Origin of the sequence: Antiquaquibacter metalliresistens (genome assembly GCF_029211225.1) — a bacterium.
Taxonomy (GTDB): Bacteria; Actinomycetota; Actinomycetes; order Actinomycetales; family Microbacteriaceae; genus Rhodoglobus; species Rhodoglobus metalliresistens.
Genome location: NZ_JARGEM010000005.1, coordinates 200,302 through 221,063 on the forward strand (window position 1 = coordinate 200,302; position 20,762 = coordinate 221,063).

Below are 20,762 nucleotides of genomic sequence, written 5' to 3' on the forward strand. Positions count from 1 at the left end.
ACAATGCCAGCATGCGCACACTCATCAAGCGGCTGGCCTCCGACCGCGGCGACGTGCCCGGCTGGGTGCTCATCACGCTCATGACGGCCGGCCTTGTGATCATCATCTGGGGCCTCGCGGGCCCGGCGCTCGGCAGCGTGTTCCAGCAGGCGATCGAGCGGGTCACCGGGTTCTGAGCGGTGCGGCGACTGGGGGATGACACGGGCTCCGCGGTCGCGGAGTTCGTGATGGTCTCGGCGCTGCTGACCGTGCTCGTGCTCAGCGTCATCCAACTGGGACTCGTGCTGCTGATCCGCAACACCGTACTCGACGCCGCCGCGGAGGGCGCGCGGTTCGGCGCGCTCGCGGACAACTCGCTGGCCGATGGCGTCGCTCGTGCCGAAGACCTGATCGCCGCCGCGCTCGGCCCGAGTTACGCGAACGATGTCGCGGCGTCCACGGGCAGCTATCTCGGGCATCCCGCGGTCATCGTTACCGTGCGGGCACCGCTGCCGCTGATCGGCCTGGTCGGTCTGCCGGACGGGATGGAGGTGACCGGTCATGCCGCGATCGAGACGCTCGGTCGATGAGCGCTGGGCCGAGGCGCGCGGGGCTGACACGCGCTGGGCCGATGAGCGCGGATCGGCATCCCTCGAGTTCATCGGGGCGGGCCTCGTGCTGCTCGTGCCGCTGGTCTACCTCGTGCTCGTGATGGCGGCGATCCAGGCCGGTGCGCTCGCGGTGGAGGGGGCGGCCCGGCAGGCGGCGCGCGTCTTCGTGCAGTCGGCCGATGCCGGCAGCGCCGAGGCGGCCGCGATCCGTGCGGTCGAGTTCGCGCTGGCCGACCACGGGCTGGATGTCGCCGACGCCGACATTGCCGTCACCTGCTCCGCGAGCCCGTGCCTGACCCGCCGCGAGTTCGTCACCGTCACCGTCGGGCTCGAGGTGCCGCTGCCGCTCGTGCCCTCGGTGCTGCAGGGCTCGTTCCCGCTCGCGGTGCCGCTCGACGCGCAGGCGACGCAGCAGGTCTCGCGGTTCTGGGGCGGCCGGTGAACCTGCGTGACGACGAGGGGTCCACCCTGCCGCTGACGATCTTCTTCGGCTTCCTCTCGCTCGTGCTCGTGCTGCTCGTCGTCTCCGCGACCTCGCTCTACCTCGAACGCAAGCGGCTCTTCACCCTCGCCGACGGTGCTGCGCTCGTCGGCGCCGAGGCGTTCGAGCTCGCGGACGTGCGCGCGACGGCCGCGGGCTTCCGCCCAACCCTGGAGTCCGCGGATGTCGCCGCCGCCGTCACCGCCTACCTCGCCGGCCATCCCGCCGACTTCGCCGACCTCGCCGTCGATCGGGCCGAGACGGTGGACGGCCGCAGCGCGACCGTGGAGCTCTCGGCCACGTGGCATCCGCCCGTGCTCTCGCTGCTCGTGCCCGAGGGCCTGCGCATCGAGGTGACGGCGGTCGCCCGTTCGGTGTTCTCGTGACGCGGCTGCGGTCACGACACCCCGCGGGGCTTTCGGTGAGCGTTCCTCGCCTGGCAGGATGAATCGATGAGCGTCATCCTCGCCCTGCTGCCCCTCGTCCTCATCATCGTGACTCTCGCCGACGTCATCACGCGCGAGGAGTGGCAGGTGAAGCATCTGCCGAAGCTCGTGTGGATTCTGCTGGTGATCTTCCTGCCGCTCGTCGGCAGCATCCTGTGGTTCGCGATCGGGCGGGACTGGGGTTCCGCCCGTGTCGGGCCGAGCTCGTTCGATCGACCTCGCACCGCCGCGGCCACATCCGAGCGGGGCATGTCGCAGACCGAGCGGGAGCTGGCCGCCCTCGAGGACGAGATCGCCGCCGACCGCCTGCGGCGTCTCGAGGCGGAGGTCGAGGCGAAGCGACGCGCTCGCGAGCAGTAGCGGGGTCAGTCGGCGCGCACCGTGACGCTGCCGTTGACCGTGTGCGCGACGATCGTGCGGTCGGCCTGCGGGTCGTTGACTACCTTGACGAGGTCGGTGTCGCCGTTCACGGTGGCGAGGTCGATCGCGTAGGCCTCGTCGGCATCCGTCAGTTCGATGGTGATCGAGCCGTTGGTGCCGCTGGCCCGCACCTCGTCCGGCGATGCCGCGAATCGCAGCGAGATCTCGCCGTTCACGGTGGATGCCGCGACCCGCGCCGACTCGGAGTCCGTGAGTTCGACGGACCCGTTCGTGGTGCTCAGCTCGAGCGCGCCGGCGGAGCCGTCGACGGCGACCCTGCCGTTGGTGGTGCCGATGGAGAGGTCGCCGGTGAGGTCGGTGACGGTGACATCGCCGTTCAGGCCGGCGACGGTCACCGGCAGCGCCGGAGGCATCGCGATGGTCACGGTGATCGAGCACGCCGCCGTCCAGGGGCCGATGCTCGGGCACCCGCCGTCGACGAGCGTCACCCCGCCGTTCGTCTCGACGGTCACCTCGGGCTCGTCGAACAGGTAGCGGCCCTGCACCTCGACGGAGACGGTCTGGTCGTCGGCGGGCACCAGCACGATCGTGCCGTTCGGAATCCTGACGTCGACGCTCGTGCCCGCCTCGGCGGACGCGCTCGCCTCGACCGTGGACCGGCCCGTGCCCAGCAGCACCGCCGTCACGACCGCGCCGACGACGAGCAACGCGACGACGACGATGCCGATCGTCAGGGCGACCCGCCCTCCCGTGCTCATCCTGGGGCGGTTCGGTGCAGGCGTCGTGGCCTCGGTCATGGCATCGTCCTCTCGATCGCAGCTTCGACGCTAGCCAGCCCTCGGTGCCCGGATGCAGTCCGAAGGTCCCGCGGTCGTCGCGTTCTGGCCAGGTTAGCCAGGCACGGCGCCGCACCGGCAGGGGGCTAGCCCCCGAGATGCTGCGGGGGCTGACGGCGGATTCCCAGGTGGCGGACGCCGCGGGGTCTGCGAGACTGCTGGCATGGCAAGTGACCTCGCCGCCGAACGGTCGGAGGCCGTTGCGGCCCCCGCCGCCGACGAGCTCTACACGAAATCGCGCGCCATCCAGCACGCGATCGAGACGGTGATCGACGGCAAGCGCGACGCGATCCAGATGGCGTTGACGGTGCTGCTGGCCGAGGGTCACCTGCTGATCGAGGACGTTCCGGGCGTCGGCAAGACCATGCTGGCGCGCGCGTTGGCGCGCTCCGTCGACTGCTCGGTCACCCGCATCCAGTTCACCCCCGATCTGCTGCCGGCCGACATCACCGGCGTGAGCATCTACGACCAGGGCGAGCGCCGCTTCGAGTTCAAGCCCGGGCCGATCTTCGCCAACATCGTGATCGGCGACGAGATCAACCGCGCGAGCCCCAAGACGCAGTCCGCACTGCTCGAGGCGATGGAGGAGCGCCAAGTGACCGTCGACGGCACCACCTATCCGCTCGCGGTGCCGTTCATCGTCGTCGCGACCCAGAACCCGATCGAGATGGAGGGCACCTACCCGCTGCCCGAGGCCCAGCGCGACCGGTTCATGGCGCGCATCTCGATGGGATACCCGGATGCCGCCGCCGAGCTCGCGATGCTCAGCGCCCGCGAGACCACCAGCCCCCTCGACGCGCTCCAACCGGTCGTCTCGGGCGCGGAACTCGCGCGCATGATCCGCGCGACCCGCAACGTCTACGTCTCGCGCGCGGTGGAGCAGTACGCGGTAGCGATCGCCAACGCCACCCGCAACGACCGCGAGCTGCGGCTCGGCGCGAGCCCTCGCGCGACACTGCAGCTGGTTCGGGCGGCGAAGGCGAGGGCGGCGCTCGAGGGTCGCGAGTTCGTGCTGCCGGACGACATCGACATGCTCGCCGTGCCGGTGCTGGGACATCGCCTGATCGCCGCCCGCCGCGCCGGTGACGGTTCGTCCGTGCTCTCGGGCGGCAGCATCCCGGACATCATCGGTCGCATCGTCGCGCAGACTCCCGTGCCGGTCGTGGGGACCGGGCCCGCCTGATGTCCGGCCGGCCGGCGTCGCTGCGCGCGCGGTTCGCGATCGCCGGAGTGGCCCTGACCGGTCGGGGCGCCGCCTTCGCGGTGCTCGGCGTGCTGGCGGTGCTCGCGGCCTATGCGAGCGGGCGTCCGCTGCTGCTCGCCGTCGGCATCCTGCTGCTCGCGCTGCCGGTGCTCGCCGTCGTCGTGGTGCGGATGCGTCGGCCGAAGTTCGCCGTGTCCCGTCACTTCGCGCCCGAGGTGGTCGCCGCCGGGCACGGCACGTCGGTGCGGCTGAGGCTCACGAACCGTGCGCGCACGCGCAGCACCGGCGCGCTCTGGTGGGAGCGGCTGCCGTGGGGTGCGACAAATCCCCGCAGACTGCCGAGCGTGCCCGCCGGTCGCACGCTGCAGCTGGACTACGAGCTGCGACCGCCACGTCGCGGCGTGTTCGGGATCGGGCCGCTCGTGATCGAGTTCGGCGACCCCTTCGGCCTCGTGGTCGCCCGCATCGAGGCCGGCGGCGGCGACGAGCTCGTCGTGACACCGGAGGTGGTCGCGCTCGGCGAGTCCACCCTCACGGTGCCCGCTGGGTCGGGCGAGGCGCAGCTCGTGCAGCGGCGAGCGGCGGGGGATGACGACGACGTCATGACCCGCGAGTACCGCACGGGCGATGCGATGCGGCGCGTGCACTGGCGGGCGACCGCTCGCCACGGCGAGCTCATGGTGCGGCAGGAGGAGCAGCGGTCGCTGCCGCGGGCGCGCGTGCTCGTCGACACCCTGACGAGCGGCTACCGGGGCGACGATGACGCCTTCGAGTGGGTCGTGCGCATGCTCGCCTCCGTCACCGTGCACCTGCGGCGAGCGGGCTTCGACGTGACCGTCGAGGAGAGCGGTGAGCCGCAGCTGCACCCGATCGCGCGCCGCCGCACCTGGGGCGACGAGGAGTTCCTCGCCTCGCTCGCCCCGCTGCAGCCGGTGGACGAACACCGGAACGCCGCCCCGCAGCAGCCCGTCGAGGGGCCGGTCGTCGCCATCGTCGGCGAGCCCGACGCGGCCACGTTCGAGTGGCTCTCGCGTCGGCGGGTCGCGGGATCGCTCGCCGTGGCGTTCATGGTGAGATCGGCCTCATCCCTCGACGTGCTGAACCGTTCGTTCGGCGTGCCGACGGCGGCCAGCGGCCAGGGCGACCGGCTGCTCGACGAGGGATGGCTCGTGGTGCCGGTGCGCGCCGACGACGACCATGCCGCGGCCTGGGATGCCGTGGTGATCGAGACAGGACGCTCGCGTGCGCCCCGCTGAGCGCCCGGTCGGCGATCGCGCGCGGGACTGGGCGAGCGTCTCGATCGCGTTGATCGCGCTGGGCGTCGCGCTCGGCGGCCTGCACCTGGTGCTCGTCGGCGCGCAGTGGTGGCTGGTCGGCATGGTGATGGCCGTCGTCATCCTGATCTCGGGGGCGATCGTGCGCTCCTTCGCCCGTCATCGGCTGTGGGGGGTCGTCGCGCAGGTGCTGGTCGGAGGTGCCGTGCTCACCGCGATGCATGCACCACGGCAGGCCCTGCTGGGGGTCATCCCGACGGAGGCCGTGTTCGAGCGGTTCGGCGAGTTGGTCGCGTCCGGCGGCGCGGCGATCGCGAGCCAGGGCAGTCCCGCGCAGGCGGGGGAGGGCATCCGCTTTCTCGTGGCGCTCGGTGTCGGCGCGCTCGCGCTCGCGCTGGACCTGTTCGTCTCGAGCGCCAGGATGCCCGTGCTCGCCGGCCTGCCCCTGCTGGTGCTGCTGCTCGTGCCGACGACCGTCGACCCCCAGTTGCACGACCCGCTCACCTTCGTCTTCACCGCGCTGGCCTACCTCGCCCTGCTGCTCGTCGGAAACGGCGGCGCGAGACGCGTGGCCGTCGTGGTCGGTGCCGCCGCCGTGGTGCTCGCCCTCGCGGTGCCGCCGTTGCTGCCCCCGGTGCAGGCACCGACGAGCACCGGCGCCGGAGGCGGCAGCAGCCTGAACCCCCTGATCTCGCTCGGGGACGATCTGCGGCGAACCGATCCGGTGATCGCCTACACCTACCGGTCGGAGACGCCACAGTACTTCCGGCTGACCGTGCTCGACGATTTCGGAGGTGTCACCTGGTCGCCGGACACCGCGACCGTGGGCACGGAGGGGATCGACCGGATCGGCCCGGTGCCCGGGCTCGACGACGACGTGCCGACGACGGCCGTGACCTCCGCCGTCACGGTCGGCGACGTGCGCTCGTCGTGGCTTCCACTGCCGTACGCGCCACGCGCCGTCAGCGGTCTCGAGGGCAGGTGGCGGTGGGATCCGCGCAGCCTCGCCGTGCGCGGCGACGGCGCGAACGCGCGCGGGCAGGTCTTCGAGGTGAGCAGCCTGACCGTCTCGCCCTCGATCGCGCAGCTCGTCGAGGCCGGCACTCGAGTGCCGACGAGCTATCAGCACTACACGGTGCTGCCCTCCGATCTGCCGCCCGTGGTGGCCGAGACGGCCGAGCAGATTGCGGGTTCCGCCGGCAGCAACTACGAGGCCGCGATCGCGCTGCAGTCGTGGTTCCGCAGCGGTGACTTCGTGTACTCGGAGCGGGCGCCGGTGCAGCAGGGCTATGACGGTGGCGGTGCGAGCGTGCTCGACGACTTCCTCGCGGCCAAGGCCGGGTATTGCGTGCACTTCGCGTCGGCGATGGCCGCGATGGCGCGCACGCTCGACATCCCGGCGCGCATCGCCGTCGGCTTCACCCAGGGCACGCCGATCGTGCAGGGCGGCGAGACGGTCTATCGGGTGACCACCCACGAGTTCCACGCCTGGCCCGAGCTGTTCTTCGACGGCATCGGCTGGGTGCGTTTCGAGCCCACGCCGGGGCGCGGGGATGTCCCGGCCTTCGCTCCCGCCGTCGCCGACGACCCCGCGACGCCCGACGTGGACGAGTCGGTGCCGGCCCCGCCCGTGCAGGCGCCCGCCCCCGATCCGCAGGCCAGCGGCGCACCGGTCGCGGAGGGCGAGGGGGTGGAGGAGGAGCCCGCCGACGAGAGCGCGGCGACCCCGGCATCCGCGCCACCGATCGGCTGGATCGTGATCGCGGCACTCGCCGTGCTGCTGGCGCTGCCGACGGCGGTCAGGATCGTGGTGCGCGAGCTGCGCATGTCCCGCGTCGCGCGCGGCTCGGCCGAGTCCGCCTGGGCGGAGCTGCGCGCCACCGTGCACGACCTCGGTCGGCCGCTGCCCGACGCCCTCACCCCGCGGCAGGTCGCGGACGATCTCGAGTTCCGCATCTCGGCCTCGGCGCTGCCGGCGCTGGAACGGCTCACCGCGTCGATCGAGCACGAGGCGTACGCGCGCGACGCTCGGCCGCCGAGTGTGCAGGATGTGCGCCTCGTTCGGCGCGCGCTGTCGCGACGGGCCGGTGTCGTCTCCCGCGTGCTCGCCGTGGTCGCGCCCCGGTCGCTGTTCGCGCGGCTCAGTCCAGCGGACTCAGCGCGATCACCGGTCGCTTGGTGATCGGGTTCTCGAGCACGGTCGCCTCCACCCGATAGACCGCGCGGATGAGCGACGGCCGCAGGGTCTGCGCGGTCGGGCCGGCGGCGACCACCCGTCCGTCCTGCAGCACGACGACGTGGTCGGCGTAGGTCGCGGCGAGCGAGAGGTCGTGCAGCGCGGCGACGACGGTGACCCCGTCGGCGGCCAGCCGGCCCAGCAGGCCGAGCACGGTGAGCTGGGCGTGGATGTCGAGGTGGTTCGTCGGCTCGTCGAGCAGCAGCAGCCGGGGTTGCTGCGCGAGGGCCCGGGCGAGCATGATCCGCTGCCGTTCTCCGCCGGAGAGGCTCGCGAACTCGCGCGCGGCGAAGGCGGTCATCTCCACGGTCGCGAGGGCGTCGGCGACGATGCGCGCGCCGTCGGCGGGCTCGTCTCCGAAGATCGACTGGTGCGGCATCCGGCCGAGGGCGACGACGTCGGTGACGCTCATCGCGGTGTCGGTGGCGATGTCCTGCTCGACGAAGGCCAGGATGCGGGCGCGCTCGCGTCGCGACATCGCCCCGAGATCCTGGTGCTCGAACCGCACCGCGCCCTGTTCCGGGCGCGGCAGCGCCGCGAGCGCGTGCAGCAGCGTGGTCTTGCCCGCCCCGTTCGGGCCGATCAGGGCGGTGACGGCGCCCGTCGGCATGGTGCAGTCCACGCCGTCGACGATGAGGCGACCGCCGGCGGTGACGGTGACGCGGGATGCCTCGAGCCCGCCGGTCACGTCGCGCTCCGGCGCCGGGCCAGCAGCAGTGCGAAGACGGGCGCGCCGATGATCGCGGTCACGATGCCCACCGGCAGCTCGCGCGGGTCGAACAGGGTGCGCGCCGCGGTGTCCGCCCACACCAGGAAGATCGCGCCGGTCAGCGCCGCGAGCGGTAGCAGAGCGCGATGGCCGGGGCCGACGAGCAGCCGCACCGCGTGCGGGAGCACGAGCCCGACGAAGCCGATCGACCCGCTGACCGAGACCATCGCCCCCGTCAGCAGCGCGGATGCGGTCAGCAGCACCCAGCGCGTCGCCGCGACGTTGACCCCGAGTGAGGCGGCGGTGGCGTCGCCGAAGGCGAAGGCGTCGAGCACGCGCCCGCCGAGTGCGATCGGCACCCCGGCGATGAGGATCGCGGTGAACGCGATCGCGACGGCGGGCCAGCGCGCGCCGGCGAGCGAACCGAGCAGCCAGCCGAGGATCTCGCGGTAGGAGTCACCGGTGACGGTCCAGAAGATCACGAGCGAGGTGACCGCGCCGGCGAGCGAGGACACCGCGAGCCCGGCGAGCACCGTGCGGGTCGGGGTGATCGCGCCCAGCGAGCTGGCCAGCAGCAGGGTGACCACGAGGGCGACCATCGCCCCGGCGAACGCCGCGAGCGGCAGGGCGACCGCGACCCCGAGCAGCAGCACCGACACCGCTCCGAGCGAGGCACCGGATGACAGCCCCAGCAGATACGGGTCGGCCAGCGGATTGCGCGTGATCGCCTGCATCACCGCACCCGAGATCGCCAGCCCCGCACCGACCGCCGCCGCCGTGAGCACGCGGGGCAGCCGCAGCTCCCACACGATGCCGTCGCGCAGGGTGGACAGCGGGCTGTCGCCGATGCCGAGGTGGCTCAGGATCGAGGCCCACACCTCGTCGATGCGGATGTCGGCCGGCCCGAAGGTGACGGCGAACGTCACGCTCGCGATCAGTCCGATCGCGAGCGCGACGCCCGCGATTGCCGTTCTACCCATCCAGCTCGGCGATCTGCTCGTTGAGCGAGACGGCGGCCTCGACGCTGCGCACGCCGGCCTCGCCCGCGGCGAACGGCACGATGAGGTACTTGCCCTCCTTCACCGCCGTCAGATTCGCGGTGGCGGGGTTCGACTCGAGGATGCCGATCTTCTTGGCCACGTCGTTCCAGGTGGCGTCGACGAGCACGATGAAATCGGGGTCGGCGTCGACGACGGCCTCCCAGTTGAACGGCGCCCAGGTGGCGTCGATGTCGCCCGCGATGTTCTCCAGCCCGACGGTCTCGAGCACGAGTTGCGGGGCGCCGATGCCGGCGCCCACGTACGGGGTGTCCGAGCCGGACGAGAACCAGAGGGCGGTACGCCCGTCACCGGCGGGCTCGATGGCCTCGAGCGCGGCGCGCTGCTCGGCGATCAGCGGCGCGGCATCCACCCGGAAGATGTCGGCGACCTGCTGGATGTCGCCGAAGACGTTCTCGAAGCTGAGCTTGGCCGGCTGGTCGGCGCTCTGGCACGCCGACGGCGACACATAGCTGTTGACGCCGAGGGAGGCGAGCTCGGCGCGCTCGCCGGCGCCCTCCGGCGAGAAGTTGGACTCCCAGCCCGCATAGACCAGGTCGGGCTCGAGCTCGAGCACGACCTCTTCGCTCGGCACCTTGTCGGCGATGGAGACGAGGTCGGTGGCGTCGGCAGCCCACTGTTCGGGCACGGGGCCGTCTTGGAAGGCGGTGCCCACGATGCGGTCGCCGAGACCGAGCGCGAGCAGCATCTCGGTGGAGGTCGACTTGATGGTCACGACGCGTTCGGGCGCGGCGTCGAAGACGACCTCGGTGCCGCAGTTGGTGACCTCGACGGGGCCGGCGGCAGTGGGGGTCGGGGTGGCGCCGGGCGCGGCGGTCGCGCAACCGGCGAGCAGCAGGGCTGCGGGGATGAGCAGGAGGGCGGGACGGGCGAGCTGCATGGTTGCTCCAGGGAAGGGTCGATCGACGGGATGGGGGAGAACGCACTCCCGGTCGAGCCGCTGCAAACCGTCAGCGGCGCCCGCCGCCATGCACGGCACGGGGACCTGTGCCGATCCTATCCTTCACGCGCGGGCCGCCGCGGCCAGGGCGGTCGCGACCGAGTGCAGGTCGGCGGAGACGAGACCGACCGTGACGCGTACGTGCGGTCGCGGCATCCCCACCTGGAACGGCACCCCGGGTGCGACGCGGATGCCCGCGGCGGCCAGCTGCACGATGGCGGCGCGCTCGTCGGCGACCGGCAGCCAGGCGTTGAGCCCATCGCCGACGATCGTCGGGATGCCCGCCGCCGACATCGCGGACGCGAACCCCGCCTGGCGCCCCGCATACGCCGCCCGCGCCCGTTCGACGTGGGCGACCGCCCCCGGATCGGTGAGCACCGCGTGCAGCAGCCCTTGGATCATCCGCGAGGTCCAGCCGGGACCGAGCAGTCGCCGCGCGACGATGCGGTCGATGATCTCCCGCGGTCCGCCGAGCGCCCCCACCCGGAGGTCGGGTCCGTGGGACTTGGAGTAGCTGCGCACGTGCAGCACGCGTTCGGGCAGCCAGTTCGCGAGGCTCACCGCGGGAGCGGAACTGATCAGGGCGGAGTGGTCGTCCTCGATCACGATCGCGTCGTCGGCGGTGCGGGAGCGAGCGAGCAGGGCCGCGAGCCGCTCGGCGCGTGCCGGGGTGATCGATCGTCCGGTCGGATTGTGCGAGCGGGGTTGCAGCAGCACAGCGCTGGGGGAGTGCAGCAGGGCGGCGGCGAAGGCGTCAGGGTGCATCCCCTCGTCATCCAGCTCGACGGGCAGCGGTTCGAGTCCGTAGGTCTCGAGCAGGTCGAGGAAGGGGGGAAACGTCGGCTGCTCGATCACCACGCGGTCGCCGAACCGGGTGACCGCGGACAGCGAGCGGTCGATCGCGTCGAGGGCGCCGTTGGTCACCGTCAGCGATTCCACGGGGGCGGGCCAGGTCGCGCGCAGCAGGTCGTGGAGTTCCGGGATGTCGGGCTTGAGCTGGTAGCTCGCCGTGCCCGCCCGATCCCAGAGGCCGGCCATCGCCGGCCCGAGCGGCGGCAGCAGGGCCGGGTCCGGGGTGCCGCGCGAGAGATCGAGTCGTGCGTCGGCGCCGCCCTCGAGGCCACGGTAGCGCTGCGGCAGCCACTCCCGCGGCAGCGAGCGCACGACGGTGCCGCTGCGACCGCGGCTGACGATGAGGCCGGCGGCCGAGAGCGTCTGCCAGGCGTGACTGACCGTGGCGGGGCTGACCCCGAGCTCTCCCGCGAGTGCCCGCACCGTCGGCAGCCGGTCGCCGGGTGCGAGGTCGCCGCTCGTGATCAGTCGCGCGATGCCGCCCGCGATGCCGCGCGGAGTGGGCTCCTCGATCGCGAGGGCTACCGACTTCATGTCAACCGCCGTAGGTTCGAGGGATCGCGAACGGGTTTAACGCGAAAGTCATGATTCGTAACGTTCGAGAAATGTTTAGCGCTAAGAATAACAAAAGGCACCAACGAGAAAGAGCAACCATGACCGTTGTACGCGCAGCCATCACACAGACCACCTGGACGGGCGACAAGGCCTCCATGCTCGACAAGCACGAGGAGTTCGCGCGCGAGGCCGCCGCGAAGGGCGCCCAGGTCATCTGCTTCCAGGAGTTGTTCTACGGGCCGTACTTCGGCATCACCGAAGACAAGAAGTACTACGCCTACGCCGAACCCGCCGACGGACCCATCGTGCAACGCTTCGCGAAGCTCGCCAAGGAGCTGAACCTGGTGATGATCCTCCCGATCTACGAGGAGGAGATGCCGGGCGTCTACTACAACACCGCGGTCGTCGTCGACAACGACGGCACGATCCTCGGCAAGTATCGCAAGCACCACATCCCGCACCTCGACCGGTTCTGGGAGAAGTTCTACTTCCGACCCGGCAACCTCGGCTACCCCGTGTTCAAGACCGCGGTCGGCCCGATCGGCGTCTACATCTGCTACGACCGGCACTTCCCGGAGGGATGGCGCGAACTGGGCCTGAACGGTGCCGAGATGGTCTTCAACCCCAACGCCACCAAGCCGGGCCTGAGCAACCGGCTCTGGGAGGTCGAAGGCCCCGCCGCCGCGGTCGCCAACGGCTACTTCGTGCTGCAGCCCAACCGGGTCGGCAAGGAGGACAACGAGTACGGCGACCTCGCCGTGGACTTCTACGGCACCAGCCAGGTGATCGACCCGCGCGGCAACTTCGTGGGCGAGCGCGGTTCGGGCGAGCACGAGGAGATCGTGATCCGCGACATCGACCTCGACATGGTGCGCCAGATGCGCGATGACTGGCAGTTCTATCGCGACCGCCGGCCGGAATCGTACACGTCGATTCCGAAGCCGTAAGGGAGTCACCCATGACCACGACCCTCATCACCGGTGGCACGGTCGTCACCGCCACCGGCCGATCCCAGGCCGACGTGCTCATCGACGGCGAGACGATCGTCGCCGTGCTCGCCCCCGGTTCGGTGCTGCTCGGCTCGAATCTCGCGTCGACGGTCGATCGCGTCATCGACGCGACGGGCAAGTACGTCATCCCGGGCGGGATCGACGCGCACACCCACATGGAGCTGCCGTTCGGGGGCACCGCGGCATCCGACACCTTCGAGACCGGCACGCGCGCGGCCGCGTGGGGCGGCACGACGACGATCATCGACTTCGCCGTGCAGACCTACGGCCAGAAGGTGATGGACGGCCTCGCCGCGTGGCACGAGAAGGCGGCAGGCAACTGCGCGATCGACTACGGCTTCCACCAGATCATCGGCGAGGTCAACGACGACTCGCTGGCGGCGATGAAGCGGTTGCCCGACGAGGGCGTCTCGAGCTTCAAGCTCTTCATGGCCTACCCCGGCGTCTTCATGTCGGATGACGCGCAGATCTTCAAGGCCATGCAGGTCTCCGCGGAGACCGGGATGATGACGATGATGCACGCCGAGAACGGGCCGGTCATCGACGTCATGGTCAAGCAGCTGCTGGCGCAGGGCAAGACCGACCCCTACTACCACGGGGTCGCCCGCGCGTGGCAGATGGAGGAGGAGGCGACGCATCGCGCGATCATGCTCGCGAACCTCACCGGCGCCCCGCTCTACGTCGTGCACGTCTCCGCGAAGCAGGCCGTCGAGCAGCTCGCCGCCGCGCGCGACATCGGGCAGAACGTGTTCGGCGAGACGTGCCCGCAGTACCTCTACCTCTCGCTCGAGGAGCAGCTCGGTGCATCCAGCGATGAGTGGGGCAGCTTCGAGGGCGCGAAGTGGGTGTGTTCCACGCCGCTGCGATCGAAGGCCGAGGGCCACCAGGACCACATGTGGCAGAGCCTGCGCACCAACGACATCCAGATGGTCTCGACCGACCACTGCCCGTTCTGCATGAAGGGCCAGAAGGAGCTGGGACTCGGGGACTTCTCCAAGATCCCCAACGGCATCGGCTCCGTCGAGCACCGCATGGATCTGCTCTACCAGGGCGTCGTCGACGGGCTCATCTCGCTCGAGCGCTGGGTGGAGATCACCTCCACCACGCCCGCGCGCATGTTCGGCCTCTACGGCAGGAAGGGCGTCATCCAGCCCGGCGCGGACGCCGACATCGTGATCTACGACCCCAAGGGGCACACGTCGATCGGGTACGACGTCGACGGCAACGGTGAGCCGACAGGCCGCACCCACCACATGAACATGGACCATTCCGCGTGGGAGGGCTTCGAGATCGACGGCCACGTCGACACCGTGCTCTCGAGGGGCAAGGTCGTCATCGACGGCAACGAGTACCTCGGCGCCAAGGGCGACGGGCAGTACCTCAAGCGCGGCCTCTCGCAGTACCTGATCTGATGAGCATCCACGCGCGCATCCTCGCCACAGCATCCTTGCGGCGGGAGTCGTTCACGCTTGGCGGGATCAATGACTCTCGCCACCGAGAGATTCCTCCCTCCGCATGCGGGATTGCTCCCGCCGTGCGCGATCTGCTCCCGCCGCCCGGGTCCACGCCTGGAGCACGAGACGAAATGAGAGTCCACTGATGGATTTCGGGGTCGTTCTGCAGACCAACCCGCCGGCCAGTCGCACGGTCGCGCTCGCCAAGCTCGCCGAGCAGCACGGGTTCAGCCACGTGTGGACGTTCGATTCGCACATCCTGTGGCAGGAGCCGTACGTCATCTACAGCCAGATCCTCGCGGAGACGCGGCGGGTGAAGGTGGGCCCGTTCGTCACCAACCCGGCGACGCGCGACTGGACCGTCACGGCATCCGTGTTCGCGACGCTCAACGAGATGTACGGCAACCGCACGGTCGTCGGCATCGGTCGCGGAGACTCCGCGGTGCGAGTCACCAACGGCAAACCGACCACGCTCGCCGAGCTGCGTGAGTCGATCCATGTGATCCGCGAGCTCGGCAACAGTCGCGAGGTCGAGTACCAGGGCTCGACGCTGCGCTTCCCATGGAGCGTCGGCAGCGAGCTCGAGGTGTGGGTGGCCGCGTACGGACCGCTCGCGCTCAAGCTCACGGGTGAGGTCGGCGACGGCTTCATCCTGCAGCTGGCCGACGTCGACATCGCGAAGTGGATGATCAAGACGGTGCGCGACTCCGCCGAGAAGGCCGGCCGCGACCCCGACTCGATCACGTTCTGCGTCGCGGCCCCCAACTACATCGGCGAGGACTGGGACCACATGCGCAATCAGTGCCGTTGGTTCGGCGGCATGGTGGGCAACCACGTGGCGGACATCGTGGCCAAGTACGGCAAGGACGGCACGGTGCCCAAGGCCCTCACCGACTACATCGAGAACCGTGAGGGCTACGACTACAACCAGCACGGCAAGTCGGGCAACACGCACGCCGAGTTCGTGCCGGATGAGATCGTCGACCGGTTCTGCGTGCTCGGCACTGCGAAGGACCACATCGCCAAGCTCGAAGAGCTCAAGTCGATCGGCGTGCACCAGTTCGCCGGCTACCTCCAGCACGACAACAAGGAGGAGACGTTGCGGGTCTACGGCGAGACCATCATCCCCGCCATGCGCGACGAGGTCACGGCGAAGGCATGAGGTCGAAGCGAAGCACGGCGGCGATCTGGGGGGTGCTCGGCGTCGTCGCGGTGCTCGCGATCTGGGAGCTGTACAAGCTCCTCGGGCCGGCGGAGGGCCTCGTGGTCGGCGCCATCGACGGGCAGACCGGCTCGGGCGTGATGCTGCTGCCGCGCACCAACGACCGGGCGATGCCGCACGTCTGGGACATGGTCGCGCGCCTGTTCCAGTCGGCCAGCGGCGGCAACACGCCACCGCTCATCGTGCCGGTGGCCACTGCGGCGCTCACGACCCTCGGCATCGCGGCGGCGGGGTGGATCATCGGCGTGCTCGTGGGCGCACTCCTCGGGCTCGTGATGCAGCGGTGGCGCATCGCCGAGTGGGGGCTGCTGCCCTGGATCGTCGTCAGCCAGACCGTGCCGCTCATCGCCTTCGCGCCGCTCGTGGCGAGCATCGGTACGCAGATCGATCGCGGTGGCACGCCCTGGCCCCAGTGGCTCTCCGTCGCGGTCATCGCCTCGTACCTGGCGTTCTTCCCGGTGGCGGTGGGGGTGCTGCGCGGCCTCGAGGCGCCCGACCGCATCCACCTCGATCTCATGCGCAGCTACGCCGTCGGCTACTGGCCGACGCTGCTGCGACTGCGGCTGCCCGCCGCGGTACCCCACCTGCTGCCCGCCCTGCGACTCGCCGCGGCGAACGCCGTGGTGGGGGCGGTGGTGGCGGAGGTCTCCATCGGCATGCGCGGTGGCATCGGCCGGATGCTCATCCAGCTGGCCGGGCAGGGATCCAGCGACCCCGCAGCACCGTGGGGCCCGACGCTCGGCTCCATCGCACTCGGACTCGTCGCCGCCGGCTCCGTCGCGCTGCTCGGCATCGGACTCAAGAACTACCGCAGGGGAGAGGCAACCGCATGAGTGACGACGCGAGAATCGCCGTCCGGGCCACCGGCGTCGGCAAGATCTTCCCAGCGAAGGCCGGGGATGTCGTGGCGCTCACCGACGTCGAGCTCACCGTCGAGGAGGGCGAGTTCGTCTCCCTCATCGGACCTTCCGGCTGCGGCAAGTCCACCCTGCTGCGGCTCATCGCGGACCTCGACGCGGCCACTTCGGGTGAGCTCGAGATCTTCGGCAAGTCCGCCCACCGGGCACGGCTCGATCAGGACTACGGCATCGCGTTCCAGCAGGCCGGGCTACTGCCGTGGCGCACGGTCGCCGGCAACATCGAACTGCCGCTGGAGCTGCACGGCATGTCCCGCGCCGCCCGTGCGGCCCGCGTGGCCGAGCTCGCCGAGCTGGTGGGTCTCACGGACTTCGTCGACCGGCATCCCGACCAGCTCTCCGGCGGCATGCAGCAGCGGGTGGCCATCGCGCGTGCCCTCGCCGAGCAGCCCCGCCTGCTGCTCATGGATGAGCCGTTCGGCGCGCTCGACGAGATGACCCGCGAGTACCTGCAGTCCGAACTCGCGCGCATCGCCGCCGAGACCGGCGCCGCCGTGGTCTTCGTGACGCACTCGATTCCCGAGGCCGTGTTCCTCTCCGACCGGGTGGTAGTGATGAGCCCCCGCCCGGGGCGCATCACCGCGATCCTGCCGACCGACCTGGGGGAGCGCGACGAGGCCCTGCGCGAGTCGCCGGCCTACTTCGAGCGCGTCACCGCGGTGCGCGAGGCCCTGCACGGCGTCCCCGTCGAACGGGCGAACGAGCGATGACACTCGACCGCGCACTGCGCCCCGGCCCCGCCTGGGTGAGGGTCGTCGCGCCGATCGTGGTCGGCGTGCTCATCCTGGCGCTCTGGATGCTCGTGGTCGACGTGCTGCGGATCGCGCCGCGCGCGCTCCCGAGCCCCGTCGCCGTCGTGAACGAGATCGTGCTGCACGCCGACATCATCGGCGAGGACATGGCGATCACCGCGACCAACGCGCTGATCGGGCTGGCGGTGGGCGCGATCGTGGCGATCGTGCTCGCGGGGCTGGCCGCGGCATCCCGACCCATCGACGGCATGCTCGCCCCGCTCGTCGCTGCGATCGCGGTCGTGCCGATCGTGGCGATCACCCCGATCCTCAACACGATGTACGGGGCGTCGAGCCAGTTCGGTCGGCAGTCGGTCGCGGCGATCGCCGCCTTCGTACCGATCTTCATCAACGTGCTGCGCGGGCTGCGGCAGACCGATCCCGTGCACCGCGACCTCATGCGCGCCTCGGCGGCGACCGGACTGCAGACCTTCCGCGCGCTGACGTTGCCGACGGCGCTGCCCTACCTGCTCACGGGCTTGCGCATCGCGAGTTCGGTCGCGGTGATCGCCGCCCTCGTCGCGGAGTACTTCGGCGGTCCCGCCGACGGCATCGGCACCGCGATCGCGACCTACGCGAAATCGGGCAGGGCCGCGCTCGCCTTCGCGTACGTCGCCGGCGGCATCGCCATCGGTCTCGCACTCTTCCTCGTCACCTCGCTCATCGAGCGGCTCGTGACGAGGCGAACGCCGGTCTGACCGGCACCCTCGCAGCACCAGGCACCAACCATCACGAAAGGAACAGCATGAGACACAGCACCAGACGCGGCCTCACCGCCGCATCCGTCGCGACCGTCGCGGCGATCGCGCTCGCGGCCTGTTCGGCTCCGGCGACCGAGAGCGACAGCTCGGGCGACTTCGAGCCGCTCACGTCCATCAAGCTCCAGCTGCAGTGGCTGCCGCAGTCCCAGTTCGCCGGGTACTACGTGGCGCTCGACCAGGGCTTCTTCGAGGAGGAGGGCTTCGACGACGTCGAGATCATCCCCTCGGGCGGCGACATCGTGCCGCAGGACGCCCTCGTGGCCGGCGACGTCGACTTCGCCATCGCGTGGGTTCCGAAGGTGCTCGGCACCCTCGAGGCCACCGGTGCCGAGCTCACGGACATCGCCCAGGTCTTCCAGAAGTCCGGCACCCTGCAGGTGTCGTTCGCGGGCGACGGTGTTTCGACAGTCGCGGACTTCGAGGGCAAGCGCATCGGCTCGTGGGGCTTCGGCAACGAGTGGGAGATCTTCGCGGCCATGGCCGCCGAGGGACTCGACTCGACGTCCGTCTCGATCACGACGCAGGACTTCAGCATGAACGCGCTCCTGGACGGTGACGTCGACGCCGCCCAGGCGATGACCTACAACGAGTGGGCGCAGATCCTCGAAGTCGTCAACCCAGCCACCGGCGAGCTCTACCAGCCGGAGGACTTCGACGTCGTCTCGTACGAGGAGACCGAGGGTGCGATGCTGCAGGATGCCATCTGGGCCGACACCGCGCGATTGAACGACGACCCGGCCTACGCCGACGCCGCCGTGCGCTTCCTGAAGGCCATCACCAAGGGCTGGATCTACGCGCGGGACAACCCGGAGGATGCCGCGGCGATCGTCTACGACTACGCGATCAACGCCGAGGCGGCCTTCCCCGTCGGACCGGTGCACCAGCTCTGGCAGATGAACGAGGTCAACAAGCTCATCTGGGCCGGCGGCGCCTTCGGCCTCGTCGACACGGCGGCCTGGGACAAGACCGTCGCGGGTGCACTCGCCGCGGTCAACCAGGACGGGCTGAACCTCATCACGGCGGAGCCTTCGGCCTCGGCGTACTCCAACGAGTACATCGAGAAGGCCCTCGCCGAGCTCGAGGACGAGGGCATCGTCGTCGACGGCGAGTACACGCCGATCGACGTCGTGCTCACCGAGGGCGGACAGTAACACCGAGTAACGTGAGCGGGGTCGGCTGCGGCCGGCCCCGCTCCATCCCGAAAGGCCAGCGCCATGCACCACGAACTCAACCCCGCCGACGGCCAGCTCGCCTACGACCTGGATCGCGCGCACGTCTTCCACTCCTGGTCGGCGCAGGCATCACTCGATCCGCTGGTCATCGCGGGAGGCCTGGGCTCGGAGGTGTGGGACTTCGACGGCAATCGATATCTGGACTTCTCGAGCCAGCTCGTCAACACGAACCTGGGGCACCAGCATCCCGCGATCGTCGCCGCGATCAAGGCGCAAGCCGACGTGCTCGCCACGGTGGCGCCTTCGCACGCCAACCTCGCGCGCGGCGAGGCCGCCAAGCGCATCCTGGGGCGTGCCGGCAGCCCGTTCGGCAAGGTGTTCTTCACCAACGGCGGCGCCGACGCCATCGAGAACGCGATCCGGATGGCGCGGCTGACGACCGGGCGCGACAAGGTGCTCTCCACCTACCGCTCGTACCACGGCAACACGGGTGCCGCGATCGTCGCGACGGGTGACTGGCGGCGCATCCCCAACGAGTTCGCGCGTGGACACGTGCACTTCTTCGGCCCGTTCCCGTACCGCTCGGAGTTCTGGTCCGACTCGCCGGAGCAGGAGACCGAGCGCGCCCTGCACCACCTCGAGCGCGTGATCGTGTCGGAGGGCGCCTCGTCGATCGCGGCGATCCTGCTCGAGACCGTGCCGGGCACGGCTGGTGTGATCGTGCCGCCGCCCGGCTACCTCGAGGGCGTGCGCGCGCTGTGCGACAAGTACGACATTCTCTGGATCGCCGACGAGGTCATGTGCGGCTTCGGTCGCACCGGCTCGTGGTTCGCCTGGCAGCAGTTCGGTGCGACCCCCGACCTCATCACCTTTGCGAAGGGCGTGAACTCCGGCTACGTGCCGATCGGCGGGGTGGCGATCTCCGAGTCGATCGCGCATGCCTTCGACCAGCAGGTCTTCCCGGGCGGGTTGACCTACTCCGGGCATCCGCTCGCCGCGGGCTCCATCGTGGGCGCGCTCGATGCCATGGAGGCCGAGGGCACCATCGAGCACGCCGCGATGATCGGGGCCGACCACCTGGCGCCGGGGCTCGCGGAGCTCGCGGACAAGCATCCGATGATCGGCGAGGTGCGCGGTCTGGGCGTGTTCTGGGCGCTCGACCTCGTCTCCGACCGCGAAACCCGCATGCCGGTGTCGGCGTCGATCGTGCTCGAGCTCAAGAAGGCGCTCATGGCCCGCGGGCTGCTGCCGTTCCAGGCCGAGAACCGCATCCATGTGGTGCCGCCGTGCAACGTCAGCACCGACGACGTCGCGCGCGCTCTCGCGATCTACGACGAGGCCTTCACCGCGGTCGAGGCCGCGCTGTAGCGGTCAGCGGGCGATGTCGGCGACGACCGCGCCCGTGACCGCGACGAGGTCGGCGGGCGCGAGCTCGAGGTCGAAACCGCGCCGCCCGCCCGAGACGTAGACGGTGTCCCACAGCTCGGCGGTCTCGTCGAGCACCGTGCGGTGGCGCGTCTTCTGCCCGACCGGGCTGATGCCGCCGACCACGTAGCCGGTGCGGCGCTCGGCGAGCTTCGGATCGGCCATCTCCGCCTTCTTACCGCCGAGGGCGGCGGCGAGACCCTTGAGGTCGAGCTTGCCGGTCACGGGCACGATGCCGACGACGAGTTCGCCGTCCAGATCGGCCAGGAGCGTCTTGAACACCCGTTCCGGGTCGAGCCCCAGCGCGCTGGCGGCCTCGAGGCCGAAGTTCGTGTTCGCCGCATCGTGCTCGTAGACGTGCGCGGCGAACGGGATGCCGGCGACCGTGAGGACGAGCGTCGCCGGCGTTCCCGGTCCCTCGCTGCGCTTGGCCACCGGGATATGGTGC

The 20,762-nt window shown here is 70.7% G+C and carries 22 protein-coding genes; 16 read left to right on the forward strand and 6 right to left on the reverse strand.

What is annotated here, in order from left to right:
- Positions 1–11: 11 nt before the first annotated feature.
- The 5 genes from PYV02_RS10955 to PYV02_RS10975 all read left to right on the forward strand — a co-directional run bounded on the left by PYV02_RS10955 (position 12) and on the right by PYV02_RS10975 (position 1,877).
- Complete coding sequence (locus PYV02_RS10955) at positions 12–176, forward strand: hypothetical protein (RefSeq protein ID WP_275759060.1); 165 nt, start codon at positions 12–14, stop codon at positions 174–176.
- A gap of 3 nt (positions 177–179) precedes the next feature.
- Positions 180–569: a TadE family protein gene (locus PYV02_RS10960; RefSeq protein ID WP_338056618.1), complete on the forward strand. Its 390-nt coding sequence runs from the start codon at positions 180–182 to the stop codon at positions 567–569.
- Entirely contained in the window at positions 541–1,032 is a 492-nt protein-coding gene (locus tag PYV02_RS10965; protein WP_275759061.1) for a hypothetical protein, read from the forward strand. Before PYV02_RS10960 ends, PYV02_RS10965 begins: the two co-directional genes overlap by 29 nt.
- Positions 1,029–1,457 carry a pilus assembly protein TadG-related protein gene (locus tag PYV02_RS10970; protein WP_275759062.1) on the forward strand — a complete coding sequence of 143 codons (429 nt, stop codon included), beginning with the start codon at positions 1,029–1,031 and terminating at the stop codon, positions 1,455–1,457. Before PYV02_RS10965 ends, PYV02_RS10970 begins: the two co-directional genes overlap by 4 nt.
- 66 nt (positions 1,458–1,523) lie before the next feature.
- Positions 1,524–1,877, forward strand: a complete 354-nt coding sequence (locus PYV02_RS10975; RefSeq protein WP_275759063.1) for a PLD nuclease N-terminal domain-containing protein — start codon at positions 1,524–1,526, stop codon at positions 1,875–1,877.
- 5 nt (positions 1,878–1,882) lie between these two features.
- Here PYV02_RS10975 and PYV02_RS10980 read toward each other — a convergent pair whose 3' ends face one another.
- Entirely contained in the window at positions 1,883–2,695 is an 813-nt protein-coding gene (locus PYV02_RS10980; RefSeq protein WP_275759064.1) for a DUF4097 family beta strand repeat-containing protein, read from the reverse strand.
- 202 nt (positions 2,696–2,897) lie between these two features.
- Here PYV02_RS10980 and PYV02_RS10985 point away from each other — a divergent pair, with 202 nt between their 5' ends.
- The 3 genes from PYV02_RS10985 to PYV02_RS10995 are packed head-to-tail and all read left to right on the forward strand — an operon-like array spanning position 2,898 to position 7,394.
- Complete coding sequence (locus tag PYV02_RS10985; protein ID WP_275759065.1) at positions 2,898–3,917, forward strand: AAA family ATPase; 1,020 nt, start codon at positions 2,898–2,900, stop codon at positions 3,915–3,917.
- Complete coding sequence (locus PYV02_RS10990) at positions 3,917–5,194, forward strand: DUF58 domain-containing protein (protein WP_275759066.1); 1,278 nt, start codon at positions 3,917–3,919, stop codon at positions 5,192–5,194. Before PYV02_RS10985 ends, PYV02_RS10990 begins: the two co-directional genes overlap by 1 nt.
- A complete protein-coding gene (locus PYV02_RS10995; RefSeq protein ID WP_275759067.1) occupies positions 5,181–7,394 on the forward strand; it encodes a transglutaminase TgpA family protein in 2,214 nt (737 codons plus the stop codon). The genes PYV02_RS10990 and PYV02_RS10995 overlap by 14 nt, the downstream gene beginning before the upstream one ends.
- Here the strand turns inward: PYV02_RS10995 and PYV02_RS11000 are convergent.
- From PYV02_RS11000 to PYV02_RS11015, 4 genes are all read right to left on the reverse strand, one after another.
- Positions 7,354–8,136 (reverse strand): ABC transporter ATP-binding protein, encoded by a 783-nt coding sequence (locus PYV02_RS11000; RefSeq protein WP_275759068.1) that lies wholly within the window; start codon positions 8,134–8,136, stop codon positions 7,354–7,356. The genes PYV02_RS10995 and PYV02_RS11000 overlap by 41 nt on opposite strands.
- Complete coding sequence (locus PYV02_RS11005; protein ID WP_275759069.1) at positions 8,133–9,137, reverse strand: putative F420-0 ABC transporter permease subunit; 1,005 nt, start codon at positions 9,135–9,137, stop codon at positions 8,133–8,135. The genes PYV02_RS11000 and PYV02_RS11005 overlap by 4 nt, the downstream gene beginning before the upstream one ends.
- Positions 9,130–10,095 carry a putative F420-0 ABC transporter substrate-binding protein gene (locus tag PYV02_RS11010; protein WP_275759070.1) on the reverse strand — a complete coding sequence of 322 codons (966 nt, stop codon included), beginning with the start codon at positions 10,093–10,095 and terminating at the stop codon, positions 9,130–9,132. Before PYV02_RS11010 ends, PYV02_RS11005 begins: the two co-directional genes overlap by 8 nt.
- 123 nt (positions 10,096–10,218) lie before the next feature.
- Complete coding sequence (locus tag PYV02_RS11015) at positions 10,219–11,541, reverse strand: aminotransferase-like domain-containing protein (protein WP_275759071.1); 1,323 nt, start codon at positions 11,539–11,541, stop codon at positions 10,219–10,221.
- Between the two features lie 119 nt (positions 11,542–11,660).
- On the opposite strand from PYV02_RS11015, the gene PYV02_RS11020 reads away from it, so the two are divergent.
- The 8 genes from PYV02_RS11020 to PYV02_RS11055 all read left to right on the forward strand — a co-directional run bounded on the left by PYV02_RS11020 (position 11,661) and on the right by PYV02_RS11055 (position 20,257).
- Positions 11,661–12,509, forward strand: a complete 849-nt coding sequence (locus PYV02_RS11020) for a nitrilase-related carbon-nitrogen hydrolase (protein WP_275759072.1) — start codon at positions 11,661–11,663, stop codon at positions 12,507–12,509.
- A gap of 11 nt (positions 12,510–12,520) precedes the next feature.
- Positions 12,521–13,984: a dihydropyrimidinase gene (hydA, locus tag PYV02_RS11025; protein WP_275759073.1), complete on the forward strand. Its 1,464-nt coding sequence runs from the start codon at positions 12,521–12,523 to the stop codon at positions 13,982–13,984.
- Positions 13,985–14,171: 187 nt separating this feature from the next.
- Positions 14,172–15,188, forward strand: coding sequence for a TIGR03842 family LLM class F420-dependent oxidoreductase (locus tag PYV02_RS11030; protein ID WP_275759074.1), 1,017 nt, complete (start codon positions 14,172–14,174; stop codon positions 15,186–15,188).
- Positions 15,185–16,081, forward strand: coding sequence for an ABC transporter permease (locus tag PYV02_RS11035; protein WP_275759075.1), 897 nt, complete (start codon positions 15,185–15,187; stop codon positions 16,079–16,081). The genes PYV02_RS11030 and PYV02_RS11035 overlap by 4 nt, the downstream gene beginning before the upstream one ends.
- On the forward strand, positions 16,078–16,875 hold the full coding sequence (locus PYV02_RS11040) for an ABC transporter ATP-binding protein (RefSeq protein WP_275759076.1): 798 nt from the start codon (positions 16,078–16,080) through the stop codon (positions 16,873–16,875). The genes PYV02_RS11035 and PYV02_RS11040 overlap by 4 nt, the downstream gene beginning before the upstream one ends.
- Positions 16,872–17,654, forward strand: coding sequence for an ABC transporter permease (locus tag PYV02_RS11045; protein WP_275759077.1), 783 nt, complete (start codon positions 16,872–16,874; stop codon positions 17,652–17,654). Before PYV02_RS11040 ends, PYV02_RS11045 begins: the two co-directional genes overlap by 4 nt.
- Positions 17,655–17,701: 47 nt before the next feature.
- Positions 17,702–18,868 carry an ABC transporter substrate-binding protein gene (locus PYV02_RS11050; RefSeq protein ID WP_275759078.1) on the forward strand — a complete coding sequence of 389 codons (1,167 nt, stop codon included), beginning with the start codon at positions 17,702–17,704 and terminating at the stop codon, positions 18,866–18,868.
- 63 nt (positions 18,869–18,931) lie between these two features.
- Positions 18,932–20,257 carry an aspartate aminotransferase family protein gene (locus PYV02_RS11055; protein WP_275759079.1) on the forward strand — a complete coding sequence of 442 codons (1,326 nt, stop codon included), beginning with the start codon at positions 18,932–18,934 and terminating at the stop codon, positions 20,255–20,257.
- Between the two features lie 3 nt (positions 20,258–20,260).
- Here the strand turns inward: PYV02_RS11055 and ybaK are convergent, their stop codons facing one another.
- The gene (ybaK, locus tag PYV02_RS11060; RefSeq protein WP_275759080.1) at positions 20,261–20,749 is read right to left on the reverse strand and encodes a Cys-tRNA(Pro) deacylase; all 489 of its coding nucleotides are present in this window, start codon (positions 20,747–20,749) and stop codon (positions 20,261–20,263) included.
- Between the last annotated feature and the right edge of the window lie 13 nt (positions 20,750–20,762).

What these genes read in the sequence shown, in the direction of transcription:
- PYV02_RS11020 (WP_275759072.1), top strand. Translation starts at nt 11,661, where the DNA reads ATGACCGTTGTACGCGCAGCCATCACACAGACCACCTGGACGGGCGAC.
- PYV02_RS11040 (WP_275759076.1), top strand. Translation starts at nt 16,078, where the DNA reads ATGAGTGACGACGCGAGAATCGCCGTCCGGGCCACCGGCGTCGGCAAG.
- PYV02_RS10990 (WP_275759066.1), top strand. Translation starts at nt 3,917, where the DNA reads ATGTCCGGCCGGCCGGCGTCGCTGCGCGCGCGGTTCGCGATCGCCGGA.
- PYV02_RS11050 (WP_275759078.1), top strand. Translation starts at nt 17,702, where the DNA reads ATGAGACACAGCACCAGACGCGGCCTCACCGCCGCATCCGTCGCGACC.
- PYV02_RS11035 (WP_275759075.1), top strand. Translation starts at nt 15,185, where the DNA reads ATGAGGTCGAAGCGAAGCACGGCGGCGATCTGGGGGGTGCTCGGCGTC.
- PYV02_RS10955 (WP_275759060.1), top strand. Translation starts at nt 12, where the DNA reads ATGCGCACACTCATCAAGCGGCTGGCCTCCGACCGCGGCGACGTGCCC.
- hydA (WP_275759073.1), top strand. Translation starts at nt 12,521, where the DNA reads ATGACCACGACCCTCATCACCGGTGGCACGGTCGTCACCGCCACCGGC.
- PYV02_RS11045 (WP_275759077.1), top strand. Translation starts at nt 16,872, where the DNA reads ATGACACTCGACCGCGCACTGCGCCCCGGCCCCGCCTGGGTGAGGGTC.
- PYV02_RS10965 (WP_275759061.1), top strand. Translation starts at nt 541, where the DNA reads ATGCCGCGATCGAGACGCTCGGTCGATGAGCGCTGGGCCGAGGCGCGC.
- PYV02_RS10985 (WP_275759065.1), top strand. Translation starts at nt 2,898, where the DNA reads ATGGCAAGTGACCTCGCCGCCGAACGGTCGGAGGCCGTTGCGGCCCCC.
- PYV02_RS11030 (WP_275759074.1), top strand. Translation starts at nt 14,172, where the DNA reads ATGGATTTCGGGGTCGTTCTGCAGACCAACCCGCCGGCCAGTCGCACG.
- PYV02_RS11010 (WP_275759070.1), bottom strand. Translation starts at nt 10,095, where the DNA reads ATGCAGCTCGCCCGTCCCGCCCTCCTGCTCATCCCCGCAGCCCTGCTG.
- PYV02_RS10980 (WP_275759064.1), bottom strand. Translation starts at nt 2,695, where the DNA reads ATGACCGAGGCCACGACGCCTGCACCGAACCGCCCCAGGATGAGCACG.
- PYV02_RS10975 (WP_275759063.1), top strand. Translation starts at nt 1,524, where the DNA reads ATGAGCGTCATCCTCGCCCTGCTGCCCCTCGTCCTCATCATCGTGACT.
- PYV02_RS11015 (WP_275759071.1), bottom strand. Translation starts at nt 11,541, where the DNA reads ATGAAGTCGGTAGCCCTCGCGATCGAGGAGCCCACTCCGCGCGGCATC.
- PYV02_RS11005 (WP_275759069.1), bottom strand. Translation starts at nt 9,137, where the DNA reads ATGGGTAGAACGGCAATCGCGGGCGTCGCGCTCGCGATCGGACTGATC.
- PYV02_RS11055 (WP_275759079.1), top strand. Translation starts at nt 18,932, where the DNA reads ATGCACCACGAACTCAACCCCGCCGACGGCCAGCTCGCCTACGACCTG.